At 48.6% G+C, this 16,456-nt stretch carries 15 protein-coding genes; 3 read left to right on the top strand and 12 right to left on the bottom strand.

All coding sequences use genetic code 11. The annotated features are described in order from the left end of the window. Positions 1-2 precede the first annotated feature (2 nt). The 4 genes from Enr17x_RS06625 to Enr17x_RS06610 all read right to left on the bottom strand — a co-directional run bounded on the left by Enr17x_RS06625 (position 3) and on the right by Enr17x_RS06610 (position 4,982). Positions 3-449 (bottom strand): hypothetical protein, encoded by a 447-nt coding sequence (locus tag Enr17x_RS06625; protein ID WP_145307053.1) that lies wholly within the window; start codon positions 447-449, stop codon positions 3-5. A 122-nt stretch (positions 450-571) separates the two neighbouring features. Further along, positions 572-1,519, bottom strand: a complete 948-nt coding sequence (locus Enr17x_RS06620) for a DUF1559 domain-containing protein (RefSeq protein ID WP_145307051.1) — start codon at positions 1,517-1,519, stop codon at positions 572-574. A gap of 600 nt (positions 1,520-2,119) precedes the next feature. After that, the gene (locus tag Enr17x_RS06615) at positions 2,120-2,446 is read right to left on the bottom strand and encodes a hypothetical protein (protein ID WP_145307049.1); all 327 of its coding nucleotides are present in this window, start codon (positions 2,444-2,446) and stop codon (positions 2,120-2,122) included. Between the two features lie 502 nt (positions 2,447-2,948). Next, complete coding sequence (locus tag Enr17x_RS06610; protein ID WP_145307047.1) at positions 2,949-4,982, bottom strand: sigma 54-interacting transcriptional regulator; 2,034 nt, start codon at positions 4,980-4,982, stop codon at positions 2,949-2,951. Positions 4,983-5,230: 248 nt separating this feature from the next. Here Enr17x_RS06610 and Enr17x_RS06605 point away from each other — a divergent pair, with 248 nt between their 5' ends. Together Enr17x_RS06605 and Enr17x_RS06600 are read left to right on the top strand one after the other, a co-directional pair. Continuing rightward, positions 5,231-6,496: a PQQ-like beta-propeller repeat protein gene (locus Enr17x_RS06605; protein WP_145307040.1), complete on the top strand. Its 1,266-nt coding sequence runs from the start codon at positions 5,231-5,233 to the stop codon at positions 6,494-6,496. A 215-nt stretch (positions 6,497-6,711) separates the two neighbouring features. Then, positions 6,712-7,161, top strand: a complete 450-nt coding sequence (locus Enr17x_RS06600) for a hypothetical protein (RefSeq protein ID WP_145307038.1) — start codon at positions 6,712-6,714, stop codon at positions 7,159-7,161. 16 nt (positions 7,162-7,177) lie between these two features. Here the strand turns inward: Enr17x_RS06600 and Enr17x_RS06595 are convergent, their stop codons facing one another. From Enr17x_RS06595 to Enr17x_RS06560, 8 genes are all read right to left on the bottom strand, one after another. Then, positions 7,178-7,603, bottom strand: coding sequence for a hypothetical protein (locus Enr17x_RS06595; RefSeq protein WP_145307036.1), 426 nt, complete (start codon positions 7,601-7,603; stop codon positions 7,178-7,180). Between the two features lie 236 nt (positions 7,604-7,839). Beyond that, a complete protein-coding gene (gene rplT, locus Enr17x_RS06590) occupies positions 7,840-8,196 on the bottom strand; it encodes a 50S ribosomal protein L20 (RefSeq protein WP_145307034.1) in 357 nt (118 codons plus the stop codon). A gap of 83 nt (positions 8,197-8,279) precedes the next feature. Next, a complete protein-coding gene (gene rpmI / locus Enr17x_RS06585) occupies positions 8,280-8,480 on the bottom strand; it encodes a 50S ribosomal protein L35 (RefSeq protein ID WP_145307032.1) in 201 nt (66 codons plus the stop codon). 413 nt (positions 8,481-8,893) lie between these two features. Beyond that, positions 8,894-9,943, bottom strand: a complete 1,050-nt coding sequence (gene fliM, locus Enr17x_RS06580; protein ID WP_145307030.1) for a flagellar motor switch protein FliM — start codon at positions 9,941-9,943, stop codon at positions 8,894-8,896. 74 nt (positions 9,944-10,017) lie between these two features. Next, the gene (locus Enr17x_RS06575) at positions 10,018-11,283 is read right to left on the bottom strand and encodes a glutamate-5-semialdehyde dehydrogenase (RefSeq protein ID WP_145307026.1); all 1,266 of its coding nucleotides are present in this window, start codon (positions 11,281-11,283) and stop codon (positions 10,018-10,020) included. A gap of 261 nt (positions 11,284-11,544) precedes the next feature. Beyond that, complete coding sequence (locus Enr17x_RS06570; protein WP_145307025.1) at positions 11,545-12,069, bottom strand: Crp/Fnr family transcriptional regulator; 525 nt, start codon at positions 12,067-12,069, stop codon at positions 11,545-11,547. Between the two features lie 87 nt (positions 12,070-12,156). Beyond that, a complete protein-coding gene (locus tag Enr17x_RS06565) occupies positions 12,157-13,386 on the bottom strand; it encodes a Glu/Leu/Phe/Val family dehydrogenase (protein WP_145307024.1) in 1,230 nt (409 codons plus the stop codon). A 368-nt stretch (positions 13,387-13,754) separates the two neighbouring features. Beyond that, entirely contained in the window at positions 13,755-14,972 is a 1,218-nt protein-coding gene (locus Enr17x_RS06560; RefSeq protein WP_145307023.1) for an SGNH/GDSL hydrolase family protein, read from the bottom strand. A 246-nt stretch (positions 14,973-15,218) separates the two neighbouring features. Here Enr17x_RS06560 and Enr17x_RS06555 point away from each other — a divergent pair, with 246 nt between their 5' ends. Further along, the gene (locus Enr17x_RS06555; protein ID WP_145307022.1) at positions 15,219-16,424 is read left to right on the top strand and encodes a M20/M25/M40 family metallo-hydrolase; all 1,206 of its coding nucleotides are present in this window, start codon (positions 15,219-15,221) and stop codon (positions 16,422-16,424) included. Positions 16,425-16,456 lie beyond the last annotated feature (32 nt).

The following is a 16,456-nucleotide window of genomic DNA, read 5'->3' as shown; positions in this document are numbered from 1 at the left end:
AATTACTTTAGATCAAAATCAAGCACATTATCCCCCTTTTTAATTTCGACGGACAATGTGGTTTCTGTATTATATTGGGCCGGAATAAACTGCACGACTTCCTCAACTTTCTGACCTTCCCCCCCTGAGGAAACAACCATTTTGCCAGAACCACGGTAGCTTTTAATTTCGACACGGTTTTTGCCAACCGTTGCGCCATCCTCTGCTGAAACGGTATATTTCCCATCCTTGATGTCAGCAAAAATTGCCTTACCAGCAACCTGCCCATTAACGACTTCTCCATCAGGGATAAAGCGAATCTTCCCTGACTCCAGCGGTTTCCCCTGATAGCTGACCGTTCCCTGCACCTGAGAGGTAGAAAACTCCAACCCTGACGATCCACCGCAGCCAGTTGTGACCAATATAATCAGCCCAGAAACCAGGATATGAAATTGGTTCTTTGTAAGCATTTTTCTTTTCCATAAAAGTAACTACACTATGAGAAACGCAGCCGATCAGCGAACCGACTGCGGGAACGGCTTCAGACCTGAGCGCAGCGCTTCGATCTTTTCCAGCAGGAATTTCGTCCGAATCAGAATTCTCCCAGTACGTTATCATCTGATTTGTGACCGAGGTCCTGCCATGTTTTCAGATGGATGTTATCAGATACAAATCGAACCGCGCCATCACAGAGCAGAATATGCACACCGCCGACATGCTGACTGGCAGGAGAAGCATTGGCATACTCCTGATAGGTTCGACAAGCGGCTTTCGTATTAGGAGGAAACACAGTCAAGTAAGCCCAGCGAATTGAAGCATCTCCATAAAACCATGATTGACCTCGTAGCTTTCCAGTACTTCCAGACGCACTACAATCATCTAAAATACCTCCCGTACTGACATTTCCGTAGTTGACGTATTCAGAACCAACCAGTAACTCGGAAACCATCATTGTGTTGGAAGTTCCATCAGTAATATCACGGATCTTTGTTTTACTGTCAGTAAAAAAGACTGAGGTCCCATTATTTTTATAGGTACTGCCGCCACCAGAGACGGAGCCAAGCGGGCTGTTTCCGACACACCCCGTATAATTACTGGGACCACTGGAAGAACCTGTCGTCCCTTTCCCACCCGGGTCGCTGGGACAGCGGTAAACAGGCAATTCAACATTCCGCACGTCTGCGTTATTAGCGTGTCTTCCCGGGTCAGGCATTGAGAAATCAATCTTATTGTAGAGCGGTCCCTGATCCATAAAAGGCAGGATAAATGCTGACCATAAGACCTTCCCCGTGTTCCAACCACTTACTCCGGCATAGGGGTGCTGTGGTGCTCTCGTGATTCCGGGAGGGAAAGTGGAATGGGTCTCGAGATAGTTATGTAACGCAACTCCGATCTGTTTCAGACTATTTTTACAGGTGCTCCGACGTGCTGCTTCGCGAGCCTGTTGCACAGCAGGTAACAATAGTGCTATCAAAATTGCGATGATGGCGATCACCACCAGTAATTCAATCAGGGTAAAACCACGTTTTCGTTGGTACATCTTAAACTCCTAGATCAATAAAAATCATAGATACGAATAGATTTGGTTGGACTGAGATTAGTGCAATTCCAGGGGATGGAATTTACGCACTGAAGGAAAGATCAATTGAATCTCTGTATTAACATCCTGCATACCAGTGACTGGTCGCAGAACCACTCTTGAAAAAATGGGGATGGAGATATATTCACTCAGGATTGTATCGCTGGAACGAGCCCAGCTTTCAGGTGGTAGGACATTCAAAGCCGTGTCTTCAAACGACCACAACGAATATTCATTATCAAATGATAAAAAAAACTTGCTGAGATCCTTTAGACTTAAGTGGAAAACCTCCATATATTGTAGCGATGTATATACCTTGTGACTAGGATTGATTCAATTTTTTCATTCGAACGCATCATGCTTTCAATCTGGTTTTGAAGCTAAAAAACCATTCTTGAAATAGAAACAGCGCAGTTAACCTGCTGCCGAGATAGGAGCCAACACACCGTAACAGAACTCTCAGGCGCAAAAAAAGAGTCTTCAGATATAATTCTGAAGACTCTTTTTTATAGAAAACATAACGACTCGCCTCGTGGAAAAGACGCAGCGAGATCGATGATTTTAAGCAAGCAGTCCCTGCAGGAGATTTTCTCCCGGACCGTGATCATAGCAGTCACTATTATTCCACAGGGGAAGACCGGCAGCGTAACGAGCAGCCAGCATCAGAACTTTCTGTTCTGACCCGGGCTTCGCCTGAGTTGCTTCGTCTGGATTGATTCCCATTTCTCGGTACTCTTCTTCACCGAATAAAGCATCGAAGTTGGGATCATACCCATCTTCAGAAAACTCCTGGAACTCACCATCTTCGTAGCTGACCAGTGACTGATCATCTTCAAGCTCGTATGAAAGATTACCAACGTCATTCGAACCCATCAAAAATGCCGACATTCTCTTCTTCTTTCTCCAACAACAATAACTAAGTCCAGGCCTTCCACCATACCATATGCGTGGACAAACCTTCTACGTGGAACAAAACAATCAGTCATCTCTACCAAACCGAGAAATTCAATCGCTCGTAGCGTACGCGTCCATTGCGTTATTTGGGAGATTGAAAGCAACACCCTCCAAGGGTGTGGGAAGTTTTTTTCAGGTGGGAAACTCTTCTAAAATTTTGTAGTTAAAAAACATCCCAGTTCATTAGGGTTACGGCTCAAAGCCGCAAGCAAGGACACCTAATAGGTATCCCCTGTTTCTAGGACAATTCTTTAGTTTTTATGGTAAAATGTCAACAAGATTTTTGACATTTTTGCAAACTACTTTGAAATCGAATCTCTGAGCAGGTATCAACCCCCCGACTTGGAGATGAAAGACCTCAGTTCGGCGAAATTTGCTGGATTTTGATGAATCAAAACCCCAGACAGCCCGTTAGGACTCGATTCTAGCCAGTCTCTCAGGGACGATTAATTCCATAGCGTTTCAATTTGCGATCCAGAGTCGAACGCTCGATTCCCAGAATCTGAGCAGACTTTGATTTGTTCCAGTTGGTATTATCCAACACCGCCAGAATATGCTCCTGCTCGATCACTTCGAGAGAGACATCCCGAAAACCAGCCTGAGCCGCTGGTAAAACGCATTTGGGGTCGCTTTCCATCCCCACCGCGGAAAGTTGAATATCCGATGCATCTATGATATCGCCCGTACACAAAATAAATGCTCGTTCGATCGTATTCTGTAATTCACGGACATTCCCGGGCCAATGATACGATTCCAGTAGGTCTTTGGCTTCTTGAGTGAAACCGCGAATCGGCCGTCCGGTTTTCGTCACAAATCGATTCAGAAAATAGTTGGCTAATAACAGAATATCTTCTGCCCGAACGCGTAATGGATCTACACTGATTTCCACCACATGTAATCGAAAATACAAATCCTGACGAAACGTCCCTTTGGCCACGGCTTTTTCCATATCGCGATTCGTGGCAGCGACAACCCGTACATCAACGTCAATCGAAACACTGCCACCGACCCGCTCGAACGAATGCCCTTCCAGAACGCGCAGAAACTTCGCCTGAACGCCTAGAGACATCTCTCCGACTTCATCCAGAAACAGAGTTCCCCGGTGCGACTGCTCGAATTTACCAGGCTTCTGGCTGGTCGCTCCTGTGAAAGCCCCCTTCTCATGCCCGAATAGTTCACTTTCCAGCAGCCCTTCACTAAGTGCCGCACAGTTCATACAGACGAAAGGCTGCTTCTTTCGTTGGCTGTTAAAGTGAATCGCACGGGCCACCAGCTCCTTACCCACGCCACTCTCGCCACGAATCAATACACTCGCATCGGTCGGAGCAATTCGCAGGATCTGCTCTTTCATCGCGATCATGCTCGGACTACTGCCGACCAGTTCACTCTCCAGCTCCAACTGCTCACGCAGTGCCTTGTTCTCCCCCTCCATCCGGGCCAGACCGTCAGACAGCTTCTTTTTCTCATTCAGGTTTTGAAAAGAAATAGCCAGCTGGTCGGCTAGAGCCAGCGTGAACTCCAGATCATCAGAATCCAGCGGATTATCAGGATTGGTCGAATACAGATGAATCAGCCCCGCCACCCCCTGTTTGTTACGGAGCGGGGCACAGATCACACTCTGGGCATGAATCTTCCCCAGACTGTCCCGGGTGGAAAGCTTGCTGTCCTCTGAAATATTGTGCGCCAGAATCGCATCACCTTCGTCGAACACCATCTGAGACAGAAAATCGGATGGCTTCTGATAAGGCATTTCATCGACCGACTGAAACGCGATCACCTTCAGGTTTTCCGGCTTCCGCGCTTCATGCCTAGCTGGATCAAAGTATAAAATCGCTCCAATATCTGCACTCGTCCCCTCAAACAGACCATTTAAGACGATCTGTGAGAGCTCCTTCTCGGACTGGGTATTTCCCATATCCAATGCCAGGCGGTAGAGTCGTCCTAATTCACGACTCGTGCGATCCCGATCAATCTGGGAGGAAGGTGGCGGAGTATGAAAGCGTGTATGACTCTTACGCTGGATGATCTCCGGAACGTTAAACTCTTCCCAACTGGACTGCTGCCCCACACCGATCGTTTCACTCTCCAACTCTTCAGCCGAACCGGCTGAGGTCGCCCGGGACGAAAAACGAGCTACATCAAACGTGAAGATTGCTTCGCTGTCCCCGATCTCAATCACGTCCCCTTCCTGAAGCTCATGATCTTGCGCAATAGGCAAACCTTGCACAAGTGTCCCGTTACGGCTCCCCAGGTCACGAATGACCCAAGCCGAGTCACTGTAAAAAATCTCACAGTGATTACGGCTGCAAACCTCATCATCCAGAACAATCCGGTTGGTCGGCGCACGGCCAATCGTCGTTACCTGGCGATCTACCAGACGATAGACCTTTCCCCGCTCATCCAGTTCTTGAATGATCAGATAAGCGACCGACGAGGCACCATTTGGATTTTGTTGATCAGAATTATGCATAGAATATTCAGCAGGAAACGCTCCACTGACGAAATTCAGTGAACTTGATCCCCGGTTAAGAAAAGGTTAGGCACCCGCCTCGAAAACAATGCCGAAATCAGTACGCCCTATTTACTTACGATAACCCCAGTAATTATTATATTCAATTAACTTGCACCAGAACATAAAATTCGTCAAGCTAAAATAAGAATTCATCAAGCGAAACGCGTGAAACATCAACATCTTCCTGCCTGTAAAGAGAACTTCCCATGCCTAGATTTATTTTCGCCCGTAATTTCATTACTCCTCTGCGGACGGTCCTTGGTATTTGTCTCTGCTTATCCGCCTTGACAACATTACAGGCTGAGAACTGGCCTCGCTTTCGCGGGATTGACGGTTCCGGGATTTCCAGTGAAAAAGGGTTCCCGTTGAAATGGACCGACAAAGACTATGCCTGGAAAAAAGAACTTCCCGGCTTAGGCCATTCGTCCCCCTCCATCTGGGGCGATAATCTGTTTGTGACCTCCGCCCTCGGTGAAGGAGAAACCCGCTACCTGTTCTGTATCGACCCGAAAACCGGCCAGGAAAAGTGGAGACGCGGAACGGAACTGAAAAAAAGCCATAAACACCGCAAAGGAAGCTGGGCTTCCAGCACACCAGCCACAGATGGCGAACACGTTTATGTGGAATTTGCAGACGAAGAAACTTACCTGCTGATCGCCTACGATCTCAAAGGAAACAAAATCTGGGAACGCAACCTGGGATCATTCACCAGCCAGCACGGACACGGTAGTTCCCCCATGATCTATAAAAACCTGGTGATCGCCACAAATGACCAGCAGGGTCCCAGTTCTGTTACTGCCTTTAACAAGCTGACCGGAAAAACTGTCTGGCAGGCAGACCGGGCTGTACGCAGAACGTCCTATGCAACTCCCATCATTATCGACCACCCTAACACCGGGCCACAGCTGATCTGTGTCAGCGGTGCCACCGGAGTCAGCAGTCTCGACCCGGAAACAGGAAAGGTCAACTGGACCACGGGAGAATTCCCAATGCGAACCGTTTCGTCGCCTGTCTACGGTGAAGGCCTGATCTTTGCCACCTGTGGCGGCGGAGGAAGAGGCAAGCTGCTCTACGGCGTCGATCCTACCGGATCAGGAAATATCAAAGAAACCCATATCAAGTATCAGCGTTCTACCAAGCTGCCTTATGTCCCCACACCGGTTGTCTATGAAGGGCACCTCTATCTCTGGGGCGACAGTGGTGTCGTCAGCTGTGTTGATCTGGCAACCCAGAAGAATGTCTGGACCGAACGCGTCGATGGCGGCTACAGCAGCTCCCCCGTCTGCATCAACGGTATCCTGTACTGCATTGATGAAAACGGTCAGGTTGCCATGATTGATGCTTCTCCCAAATTCAAATCGCATGGGAAAGTCAAACTCGATGATCCCAGTCACGCCACCGTCGTTGTGGCCAACGGCCAAATGTTCCTGAGAACCTTCAAAAACCTGTATTGCCTGGATGCTCAGAAGTAATTTTTTGACTAAATTCCTGAGACACTTCGCCAGAATGTGATTCATAACCATTTAAAGCGCTGCTATAATCAAACGATGCCACCATGAGGTGTTCCCTCGCGTTTACCCAAGAGGGCAACCACTCACGGCGGGCATTACAGATCGCTTGGATCGAGATCGGGCCCTCTCAATCCACTCAATATTTCATCGACTGATTTTCTAGAGAAGGATTGATTATGCCCGCCTGGCCCGGTGGTCCCTGCCCTCAATGCGGGGAGGACATGCCTGCAAATCTGGTTCATTGCCAAACCTGTCGTGCATTGCTGAATGACGACCTGGAGCACGACACTGTCGAAATCCCTGCATTTCACCCACTCAAGGAACTCTCCGTTCACTGTGATGCCTACCCGGTTGGCTTTTACTTCCAATGCCCTGACTGCAAAAAAGAATTACGGGTACACAAAAAATACCTCGGCAAAAAAGTCAGTTGCAAGTTCTGCCAGACTCCGATTTCCCTGAGTCTTCGATCGAAACAAACTAAGTCATTTGGCTTTTACACAAACTGCCCGCATTGCCGCGAAGAATTACGCATCGCACACAAATACCTGGGAACGGTCGCCTCCTGCAAGTTCTGTCACGGACACATCCAACTACTCGAAAAACCGGCCGATCCGGTTGACAGCTGAGAGGTCTCTGCAAAACCTATTGGCGCGCGGCCTTCGTCTTATCCGCTGAATCCGTAGTACTTTGCCAGGAAACGTCTGCCTGGGCAGGACGCGTCTTATAAAGCGTCCCTGCTTCATTGAAGAGTAAGGCAACATTCAAGTGCCAGCGACTTCCATCCTCGCGTTCCCAGAGATCACAATAATAGATCGAAGGGCTTGATGAAAACCCTCCTGAAATCCCCGCTGCATTCAACCGCTGGATCGCCTGCTCTTTTTGCGTTCCCATGGGCACAATTTCGAGAATCTTCTGTGATTGCTCTTCGAATACCAAGGGTGCGGGAACAACCTGTTGAAATCCAGTGCACGCCATCAACGCCAGTGTGCCGAACATGCAGATCGCAGCAATTCCCCGGCAACGAAACGGCCCCGCATCTGCTGACTCCAATTCAACATAGTTTGACATTCGCTCCCCGCCTCCATGAATGGGAAACTCACTGATCCCCCCTCGATTTCTATTTGAAGCGAAATATATCAGAATCAGTACAAAAGTCGTACGGCAATTTTTTTAGTCGTGTTAATCAGTGTGAATATTGGCATTCCGCACGCAATTCCCGCTCCCGTGGGCATAAAAAAAGCCCGATTTGTCTGATCATAACAAACCGGGCTTTTATTTGATTCACCAACTAAGGCTGCAAGGCCTTACGCCGCTAATGCAGCTTGAGCAGCTTTCACGATCTCATCGAAGATCTGAGGCTGAGAAATCGCCAGCTCACTGAGAGACTTACGATTCAGCGTGATCCCTGCTTTGGTCAGACCATTAATGAATTGAGAGTAGTTTGTACCCCGTTCACGACAGGCCGCGGTGATGCGAGTCACCCAGAGCGCCCGGAATTCACGTTTACGTACGCGACGGTCACGATAGGCATAAACCCGTGAACGAACCAGGGTTTCTTTTGCGGTTCGCAACAACTTGCTACGACCGCCAACATTCCCACGTACTTCTTTAAACAGTCTCTTCTTTGCTCGACGTCGAGCTGAACCTTTTCGAACTCTCATGACTACTTTCCAACTGAGAAGTTAATTTTTGATTCCGTCTGGATTGATATCCCCTACTCAGGCATACGGGATCGGCGGGGATGTTACGAACTGGAACGCAGTGCATTCACAATCAATTTTGCCTCAGCACCTGTCACAACTCCATCACCTCGAAGACGAATTTTTCGCTTAGGGCTTTTCTTGCTGAGAATGTGACCACGATAGGCTTTTCTGTGCTTGGCTTTACCAGAAGCAGTAATCTTGAACCGCTTCTTCATTCCTTTATGTGTCTTTTGCTTAGGCATTATATTTTCACTCTTCGTAAACGATGCAGAGGCAGCAGTCGCCTCTGTGAAAACAGAGATTCAGATCGCAAACCCTGGGGTACAATATCAATATTCTCTTCATTCAACAAATGAATGCTTCGTCAACCAACAGAGGGGACATGTTCATACAAACAGTCCGTACTGATATTATGATGAAAGTTGATCGCGCAGTATAATCAGCCTTAGTCCATTATTTCTACCGAAACGAGACTAAAAACCGAGGGTCTTCCCAGAAAAAATGGCAGATCGGCTTAAAACCGGGTTTTCTCATTCACAACACAGCCCTTTGCCCCATTTGACTCTCAACACCGAAGCTTCACAAACTGTAGAAAACCCCCTGTGCGTTCCTGAAAAGCGACTCTCAAAACCAAAGCAGCCAAGCAGCCTCAGACTTAAGCCTCTGCCATCTCTGCATTTTTAACCCGTGCTTCAATAATATCTTTGGGAATCGCCAGCATTTTTTCAATGCTGATTGCTTTATGTCCTTTATAGACACCAGGATAAGCGGTAAACACGGGAGAGCCTTCCAGTTCGACAGTCAAACTTTGCGCACTCCCCTTATTGCACATGATCACATCCCCAACCGCCAGATTGAGAACTTCTCCGGCAGTCAGTTTGCTGTTGTCCAGGTCCACCTTCAGGCTGATTTTGGATTTCGAGACACTGGCTTCCAGATTCAACTGCTGCCGCATATCAGGAGACTTCTTCTTATAGGCTGACCAGGTATCTGACGTCAGCTTATTTGACAGAGGCTCAATCGTATTGAAGGGAATACACAAGTTAATTATGCCGCGGGTTTCTCCCATAGTGACTTCGAACGAAATTAAAACAATCACTTCGTTGGGAGGCACAATCTGCACCAGCTGCGGATTACTTTCGACCTGTGAGACACGCAGTTTCCAGTCACACAGGTTACTCCACGCCGATTCAATCCCCTCAATCGCCAGCCCGGTAATCCGGGAAACGAGACGAATTTCAATTTCGGTCAACGCCCGGTTGGGATAAGCGCCCTGAGAGTTTCCGTCTCCCCCTAAGAGCCGATCAATGATCGGGAAAATAATGGAAGGGCTGATATCCAGAATGATATGCCCATCAAGGGTTTCCGATTCCAGCAGGTTGAAGCAGGTGGGATTTTCAAGACTGAAAACAAACTCGCTATAAGTCAACTGGTCAACACTGATCAATTTCACTTCGATAATCGACCGGAGCATTCCACTGAGTGCAGCGCCAAATTCACGACTGAAACTTTCATGCAGCGCCCGGAAGGCCCGCATCTGTTCCTTACTGACACGTTCGGGGCGTTTGAAGTCGTAAATGCTGATCTGGGAATTGAAATCGTTATTGCGCGTAGAAGGCCGACTTGTTCCTCCACCACTCGACGCGCTGGGGTCCAATGCCGATAATAAGGACTCGACTTCATTTTGACTGAGTACGTCTGCCATCCCTGGCCTCCCTAATATTCAAATTCAGAACCGGGACAGCCCCGCACACTGAATTTCGAATCACCCAATACGTTCTATCCTCTGATCTGCCCTGCTCCGTGGGCCACATATTTGTAACTTGTCAATTCGTGCAAACCACAGGGGCCGCGTGCATGGAACTTATCGGTACTGATCCCGATTTCCGCTCCCAGCCCAAACTCACCCCCATCATTAAATCTCGTACTGGCGTTGACAATCACAGCGGCGGAATCGACTTCTGTTGTAAACTTTTCCGCAGCTGCCAGTTCCGTCGTGATGATCGATTCCGTGTGCCCGGAGCCGTATTTATGAATCCGGCTGATGGCTTCGTCCATGTCGTTCACAATTTTGACAGACATAATCTTTGCCCCGTATTCTGTAGCATAATCCTCTTCCGTCGCCGGCTTGCCTCCACTGACCAATTCGAGCGATCGAGGGCAGCAACGGAGCTCAACTCCCTGCTCAACCAGTGCCTGTACTACGGCTGGAAAAACGGTTTCCACCAGGTCAGTATGTACCAACAGACTTTCGGCTGCATTACAGACTCCCGGACGCTGGCACTTACTATTCACAGTAATCGACTTCGCCGGTTCCAGTTCAGCCGATTTATCGAGATACACATGACAGACTCCGTCGAAGTGCTTGATCACAGGCATCGTTGCATCACGGGCCACGCGTTCGATCAATCCCTTTCCACCACGGGGAATCGTCACATCAATATACTCACTCAGCTTCAGAAAATGCCCGACTGCTTCGCGGTCTGTTGTCTCTACCAGTTGCACTGCCTGCTCGGGAAGACCAACGTCTTTTAATCCCTGTTGTAATAAAGCATAAAAAGCCATATTGCTGTGAAATGCTTCTTTCCCGCCTCGCAAAATCACGGCGTTTCCGCTTTTGACACACAGGGCCGCCGCGTCGATGGTCACATTCGGCCGTGACTCATAAATAAAGAAAACGACCCCTAAAGGCACGCGGACACGCGTCACCAACAGACCATTGGGCCGCATATTGCTCCCGATGACTTCACCAATGGGATTAGGCAGCGCAATAATTTCTTCCAGTGCGGTCGCGATCCCTTCCAGTCGGGCCTCTGTCAATCGCAGGCGATCAATGGACGCTTCTGCCAGACCGTATGTGGGAGCTTGCTCTAAATCTTTCGCGTTGACTTCCAATAATTCAGGCGTGCGCTGTCGAATCAATTCAATCATCCTGCGCAACCAGGCATTTTTTTGATCCCCACTGGCGGAAACCAGTTTACGGGAAGCATCGCGCGCCTGCTGAGCCAGCAGTTGTGTATATTGAGGCAGGTCTAATTCAGTCATGATTCTCTTAACATCTACGGGACAGATCGCCCGTTCTCTCCAGCTTGGTTTCGCAAAACAGTAATTCTTTATTCTACCAGACACACCGGTCACCAGAAAGTGCGCCCCAAAATAGCGCCCTGATTAGTGATTCAACCTGATATTTCATGGGGGAGTATCAAATATCAGCGGGAATGTGTCAACGCGGGATCCCCGGAAGCGGGAAATCGCCCCTGTTTTGCTCATGACTAAGGCCAAGCGAGCAGCAGTCAGCATCAAAATTCAGAATTGCCACTCAGAATAAAGCTTAGACCGGAAATCGTGCCACTCGGCGTTTTTACTCCGGGAACCACAACTCTCCACCATATCGGCTGTCCATTCATCCATCATTCGGAGCCGATCAGACATGATCCGCACCGTATTAAACACGACTTTTTGTGCTCCTTGCGCCCCATTTTTAAGCATCTGGTCAAAATCACGCCCTGGAATGCGTACGGTTTCGACATCAGTCAATGCCACAACACTTGCCGAGTGCGGAGCTGGTTTGAAGAAGGACATTTCACCAAAAATCGACAGCGGACCTAACTCGACCAGAGCCTGCTCATTACCATTCGAAAGCTTTTTACGCACTTCGCAGGAACCACTCTGGATGATCCAGAGATAACGCGTGGAATTCCCTTCATCCAGAATCCGCGTTCCTTCTGAAAACTCTTCCGACTCCGAAGTCGAAAGCAGTTCTTCCATTTCGTCGGGAGTCACCGACTGGAACAGGACACAGTCATTGATCAGTTGCTCAGTTGATAGCATCTTATCACCTCATAAGCGCTTGGTGTTAAACTTGGAATTGTCAATCAATTTCAGAATTGAACAGGAGCAGGGAGTTCGGGTCAGGTCTTAAATACCTCCTAGAACGGTTGCCCGTCCCACGCGACCAATCCCAAGAATATAGGCGGCAACGCGCAAGGATACCTTTTTATCGGTGGCAATTTTCCAGACCAATTCAAAGCTGTCATTCATAATACGATCTAACTCGGACCGAACACGGGATTTTTCCCAACTAAAATGCTGCCGATTTTGTACCCATTCGAAGTAACTCACGGTGACACCACCTGCATTCGCCAGAATATCGGGGACGACTACGATGCCATTTTTCTCAAAAATCTCGTCTGCTTCCGGTTCTGTCGGGTTGTTGGCAGCCTCGATAATGCATTTTGCCCTGATCTCACGGGCATTTTCAGAGGTGAGCACGCCTCCCAATGCAGCCGGAATCAAGACCGTCACATTCGAAGTCAGTAATTCTTCATTCGAGATGGCTTCCGTTTCCTGGAAGCCTTTTACAGCACCGGTGTCTTTTGTGTATTCCATCAGTTTGGGAATATTAATCCCGTCTGCGTTATAAATCCCGCCGCTGGCATCGGAAACCGCAACGATCTTGGCCCCGAATTCGTCGAGAAAGTGGGCTGCATAACTCCCCACGTTTCCAAACCCCTGAATGGCGACCGTTACTCCTGGCACATCAATCTTCAGATGATCCAGGGTATCACGCGTAATCATAGCAACGCCACGCCCGGTTGCTTCTTCGCGTCCGTCAGCACCGTGTAATTCCAGAGGTTTTCCAGTGACACAGGCAGGATTGAAGCCACGATACTTTTCATACTGATTCATAATCCAGGCCATGACCTGCGCGTTGGTCCCCATGTCGGGAGCCGGAATATCTTTCAATGGCCCTATCACATCGTAAATTTTATCAATGAACTTGCGAGTCACCCGTTCCAATTCTCCTGGAGAAAGCTGCCCGGCATTCACTGAAATACCCCCTTTGGCACCACCATAGGGAATATTCACCAAAGCCGTTTTCCATGTCATCAGCGAAGCCAGCGCCAGTACTTCGTCGGCGTCGACTTCGGGGTGGAAACGAAGCCCCCCTTTCATGGGACCGCGTGAACTGTCATGTTGAACGCGATAGCCGATATAGGTCGCAATCTCTCCGTTATCTCGCTCGATCGCAACTTCAACCTTCACTTCGCGTTCGGGTGTCCGCAACAAGTCCTGCATGTTGCGCGATAACCCGACCTGGCGGGAAGCCTGATCAAAATAACGACAAGCTGTTTCATACGAACCCATAAAAGTCTTTCCTGTTTTCGACGGAAGTTCATTTCAAAAGAAGAGGAATTTTTACGAACAATTTGCGAGTCCTGACGGACCTCACTTTATTTCATAGAATTTTACAATGTTTTACAAACAGGGCAGAATATTGGTCCTACACTGAAATATGAAGATCTCTTAACATCTATAACGATATGTCATGATTGAGCATAACCTCTTTGAAAATCAAAGAATTTGACACCTTGAACCTGAATGAGGGCTTTCACCCTACGTTCCACTCCCTCTGAATCATTCTCGTTGTTCTGAACTCTGTTTCTGACTTACCACTCATTTCAGTATGACCATTATATCTGATAGAAACCTGAGAGTCCTCTACTGTCTCATGTTCAGCGCACTGGAACCAGAGCCTGCTGGGGTGCTGGTTGTGTTGAGGAATCAGGCGCCGCATCTGACCAGATGCCGGGAACATCCTTCATAATAAACAAGGCGATTTCCCGGGCATACAAGGCATGTCCTTCCCGGGAAAACTGGGGAACACTGTTCAGGTAATATCGATCAGGGTCCTGAATACTTTGAAACGTAGGCGATGTATCACAGTACGAAAGGTTCAACTGCTTCGCATAGGTCTCCAGCAGTTCGAATGGAAAGCGACTGGCGTATCGAACACCGTCTCGCACTCCCAGTGCACTGCGTGCCTCTCCGTTCATTGCACTCTCCGAAACCTGCCAGGGTTTGGGATACGAGGCTAGTATAAATCGTGAGTAAGTTCCTTGTGCCACCTGCTGAATATTCTGAATCGGTTCCAGAGTCTGCCTGACATACACAGACCAGTCAGGCGGATGATCTTCCAGCCACAGGTATTTCCCCTGTGGCGTATCAATATCCCGATCTAATCCCGCTGGCTGGTTTTCCACCCAGTAGTCTCCCAGCCACCGTAGTGTATAACGATACACAAAAAAATGGCTTTCCAGACGCTCCGGTGCATTAATCTTCTCATAAAGCGGATGCATCGAACCAAGTGGAACTCCCGAATCGCCAATCTGAGTGTAACGTCGTAATGCATGATCGTCAGCGACATCAGACATATCAAAATTGAACAGAATCAAATCTGGCTGAAGCCCCAGTAAGGAATGCCTTAAATGCAGATAGGACATCAGCGGACATGCATCAGGCACCCCGGCATTGATCACTTCCACCTTTAACTGTGTCTGTTTTTGCAGCAGATTTTCCAGACGCACACAAAACGTATCCGAGTCTTTCATCTCGGGGGCAAGTACCGTTTCGCCTCCCAGACAGAGAATCCGAAACACGCCTGCCGGCTTGGGAATGGTATACTCTTTCCCTCTGAGTCCCATACTGTTGATCTGAAACTGAATCAACTCTTCTGTATCCGGATGTTTTCGAGAGACTTCCTGTAAAGGCCGGATGCGATGATAGGTCACATCAGAAGGAATCAGGAAGCCTTCTTCATCGTAGTTGCTGACTGATACCTGCTGCCGATATTCGACGATACGTAACGCGACCTCACCCCCTACTGCTAATAGTATGAGCGTAATCAATGCCAGCATTAAATGCTTGAGCCAGCGCAGGCGGGAACGAATCATCTTCAAATTACAGAATACCGATGTTAAGATTCAGTCCGAGTACTCAGAACCCGTACGTGAAATTCAGCGACAAAACAGCCGGGATTCTAATTTTGATCCTGATTTACAGCAATATGAGTCTGTACGCCCCCTAAATCGGGTTTCTCATGAACGGTTAACCCCATTGAAAAAACTTACTTGAAAGCGTAACTTGCATCATTCGTCCCTGAAATCTCTCACTTACCTCCTACTGGTTGAAGCCTCATCATGAGTCCACACACTCCAACAGCTTCCTCTAAAGTCAATTCCAAACAGGCATTACAACTCGTCACCGATCTGATGGCCATTCCCGGCAAAAGTGGGGAAGAAGGGAAGATCGCGGCGGAAATTGTAGGTCGTCTCCGGAAGGCCTGCCTGAACGAGAAACAGATCGCCTTTGACTCAACTCATAAAAAAAGTCCCATCGGTGGCGAAACAGGAAACCTGATTGTCAAATTACCCGGTACGATGCGAGGCCCCCGACGTCTATTGATGGCCCACATGGATACCGTCCCGCTTTGCGTCGGCGCAGAGCCAGTCAAAAAAGGAAACTTAATTCACTCCAAAAGCAAGGAGACAGCACTCGGAGCCGACGACAGGGGTGGGTGCAGTGTCATTTTGAATGCGTTGCTCACGATATTGGAGCAGGATCTGCCTCATCCTCCCCTTACTTTCTGCTGGATGGTTCAGGAAGAAATCGGCCTGGTCGGTGTTCGAAACCTGGCAATCGGAAAGCTGGGAAAACCCAAAATGTGCTTTAACTGGGACGGCAAGCTGGCAGATACGGTCTGTATCGGGGCCACCGGTGACTCCGGCATGCTGATTCATATCTCCGGCATCGCCAGCCATGCGGGCGCAAGTCCGGAACTGGGAGTCAGCGCTGCCGTCATCGCTGGCAAAGCCATTGAAGACCTTGTTGAGAATGGCTGGCACGGTCTGGTCATCAAGGGTAAGGAACGCGGTTCCAGCAATATTGGTGTCCTTTCAGGAGGAGCTGCAACAAATGTGGTAATGCCGGAATTAACCATCAAAGCCGAAGCACGCAGTCACAACCCCCGCTTTCGACAGAAAATTCTGAATGAATTCAAAAAAGCCTTCCAAAACTCTGCAAAAACCACGAAAAACAGTCTCGGAAAGCGCGGGAGTATTTCTTTCGAATCACATTTAAAATATGATTCCTTTCGACTTTCGGAAGAAGAACCTGCCGTCCAAATCGCAAAACAGGCCATTCAAAAACAGGGAGGGACTCCCGAGTTAACGATCGGCAATGGAGGGCTGGACGCCAACTGGATGGCCGCGCATGGATTTCCGACTGTCACACTCGGATGCGGCCAGCAGGACATCCACACCACAAACGAAACATTGATGATTGATGAATATCTGAAAGCCTGCGAAATCGGGCTGCTACTGGCCACAGCGACTGAATCAGACTGAGATTTATCTGCAACTACAAACAAAGATCATGA

It is taken from the genome of Gimesia fumaroli (assembly GCF_007754425.1).
Lineage (GTDB): Bacteria > Planctomycetota > Planctomycetia > Planctomycetales > Planctomycetaceae > Gimesia > Gimesia fumaroli.
Note: the sequence above shows the minus strand (reverse complement) of the source record. Positions and strands in the feature narration are given on the sequence as shown.

What these genes read in the sequence shown, in the direction of transcription:
- Enr17x_RS06625 (WP_145307053.1), bottom strand. Translation starts at nt 449, where the DNA reads ATGCTTACAAAGAACCAATTTCATATCCTGGTTTCTGGGCTGATTATA.
- Enr17x_RS06620 (WP_145307051.1), bottom strand. Translation starts at nt 1,519, where the DNA reads ATGTACCAACGAAAACGTGGTTTTACCCTGATTGAATTACTGGTGGTG.
- Enr17x_RS06615 (WP_145307049.1), bottom strand. Translation starts at nt 2,446, where the DNA reads ATGTCGGCATTTTTGATGGGTTCGAATGACGTTGGTAATCTTTCATAC.
- Enr17x_RS06610 (WP_145307047.1), bottom strand. Translation starts at nt 4,982, where the DNA reads ATGCATAATTCTGATCAACAAAATCCAAATGGTGCCTCGTCGGTCGCT.
- Enr17x_RS06605 (WP_145307040.1), top strand. Translation starts at nt 5,231, where the DNA reads ATGCCTAGATTTATTTTCGCCCGTAATTTCATTACTCCTCTGCGGACG.
- Enr17x_RS06600 (WP_145307038.1), top strand. Translation starts at nt 6,712, where the DNA reads ATGCCCGCCTGGCCCGGTGGTCCCTGCCCTCAATGCGGGGAGGACATG.
- Enr17x_RS06595 (WP_145307036.1), bottom strand. Translation starts at nt 7,603, where the DNA reads ATGTCAAACTATGTTGAATTGGAGTCAGCAGATGCGGGGCCGTTTCGT.
- rplT (WP_145307034.1), bottom strand. Translation starts at nt 8,196, where the DNA reads ATGAGAGTTCGAAAAGGTTCAGCTCGACGTCGAGCAAAGAAGAGACTG.
- rpmI (WP_145307032.1), bottom strand. Translation starts at nt 8,480, where the DNA reads ATGCCTAAGCAAAAGACACATAAAGGAATGAAGAAGCGGTTCAAGATT.
- fliM (WP_145307030.1), bottom strand. Translation starts at nt 9,943, where the DNA reads ATGGCAGACGTACTCAGTCAAAATGAAGTCGAGTCCTTATTATCGGCA.
- Enr17x_RS06575 (WP_145307026.1), bottom strand. Translation starts at nt 11,283, where the DNA reads ATGACTGAATTAGACCTGCCTCAATATACACAACTGCTGGCTCAGCAG.
- Enr17x_RS06570 (WP_145307025.1), bottom strand. Translation starts at nt 12,069, where the DNA reads ATGCTATCAACTGAGCAACTGATCAATGACTGTGTCCTGTTCCAGTCG.
- Enr17x_RS06565 (WP_145307024.1), bottom strand. Translation starts at nt 13,386, where the DNA reads ATGGGTTCGTATGAAACAGCTTGTCGTTATTTTGATCAGGCTTCCCGC.
- Enr17x_RS06560 (WP_145307023.1), bottom strand. Translation starts at nt 14,972, where the DNA reads ATGATTCGTTCCCGCCTGCGCTGGCTCAAGCATTTAATGCTGGCATTG.
- Enr17x_RS06555 (WP_145307022.1), top strand. Translation starts at nt 15,219, where the DNA reads ATGAGTCCACACACTCCAACAGCTTCCTCTAAAGTCAATTCCAAACAG.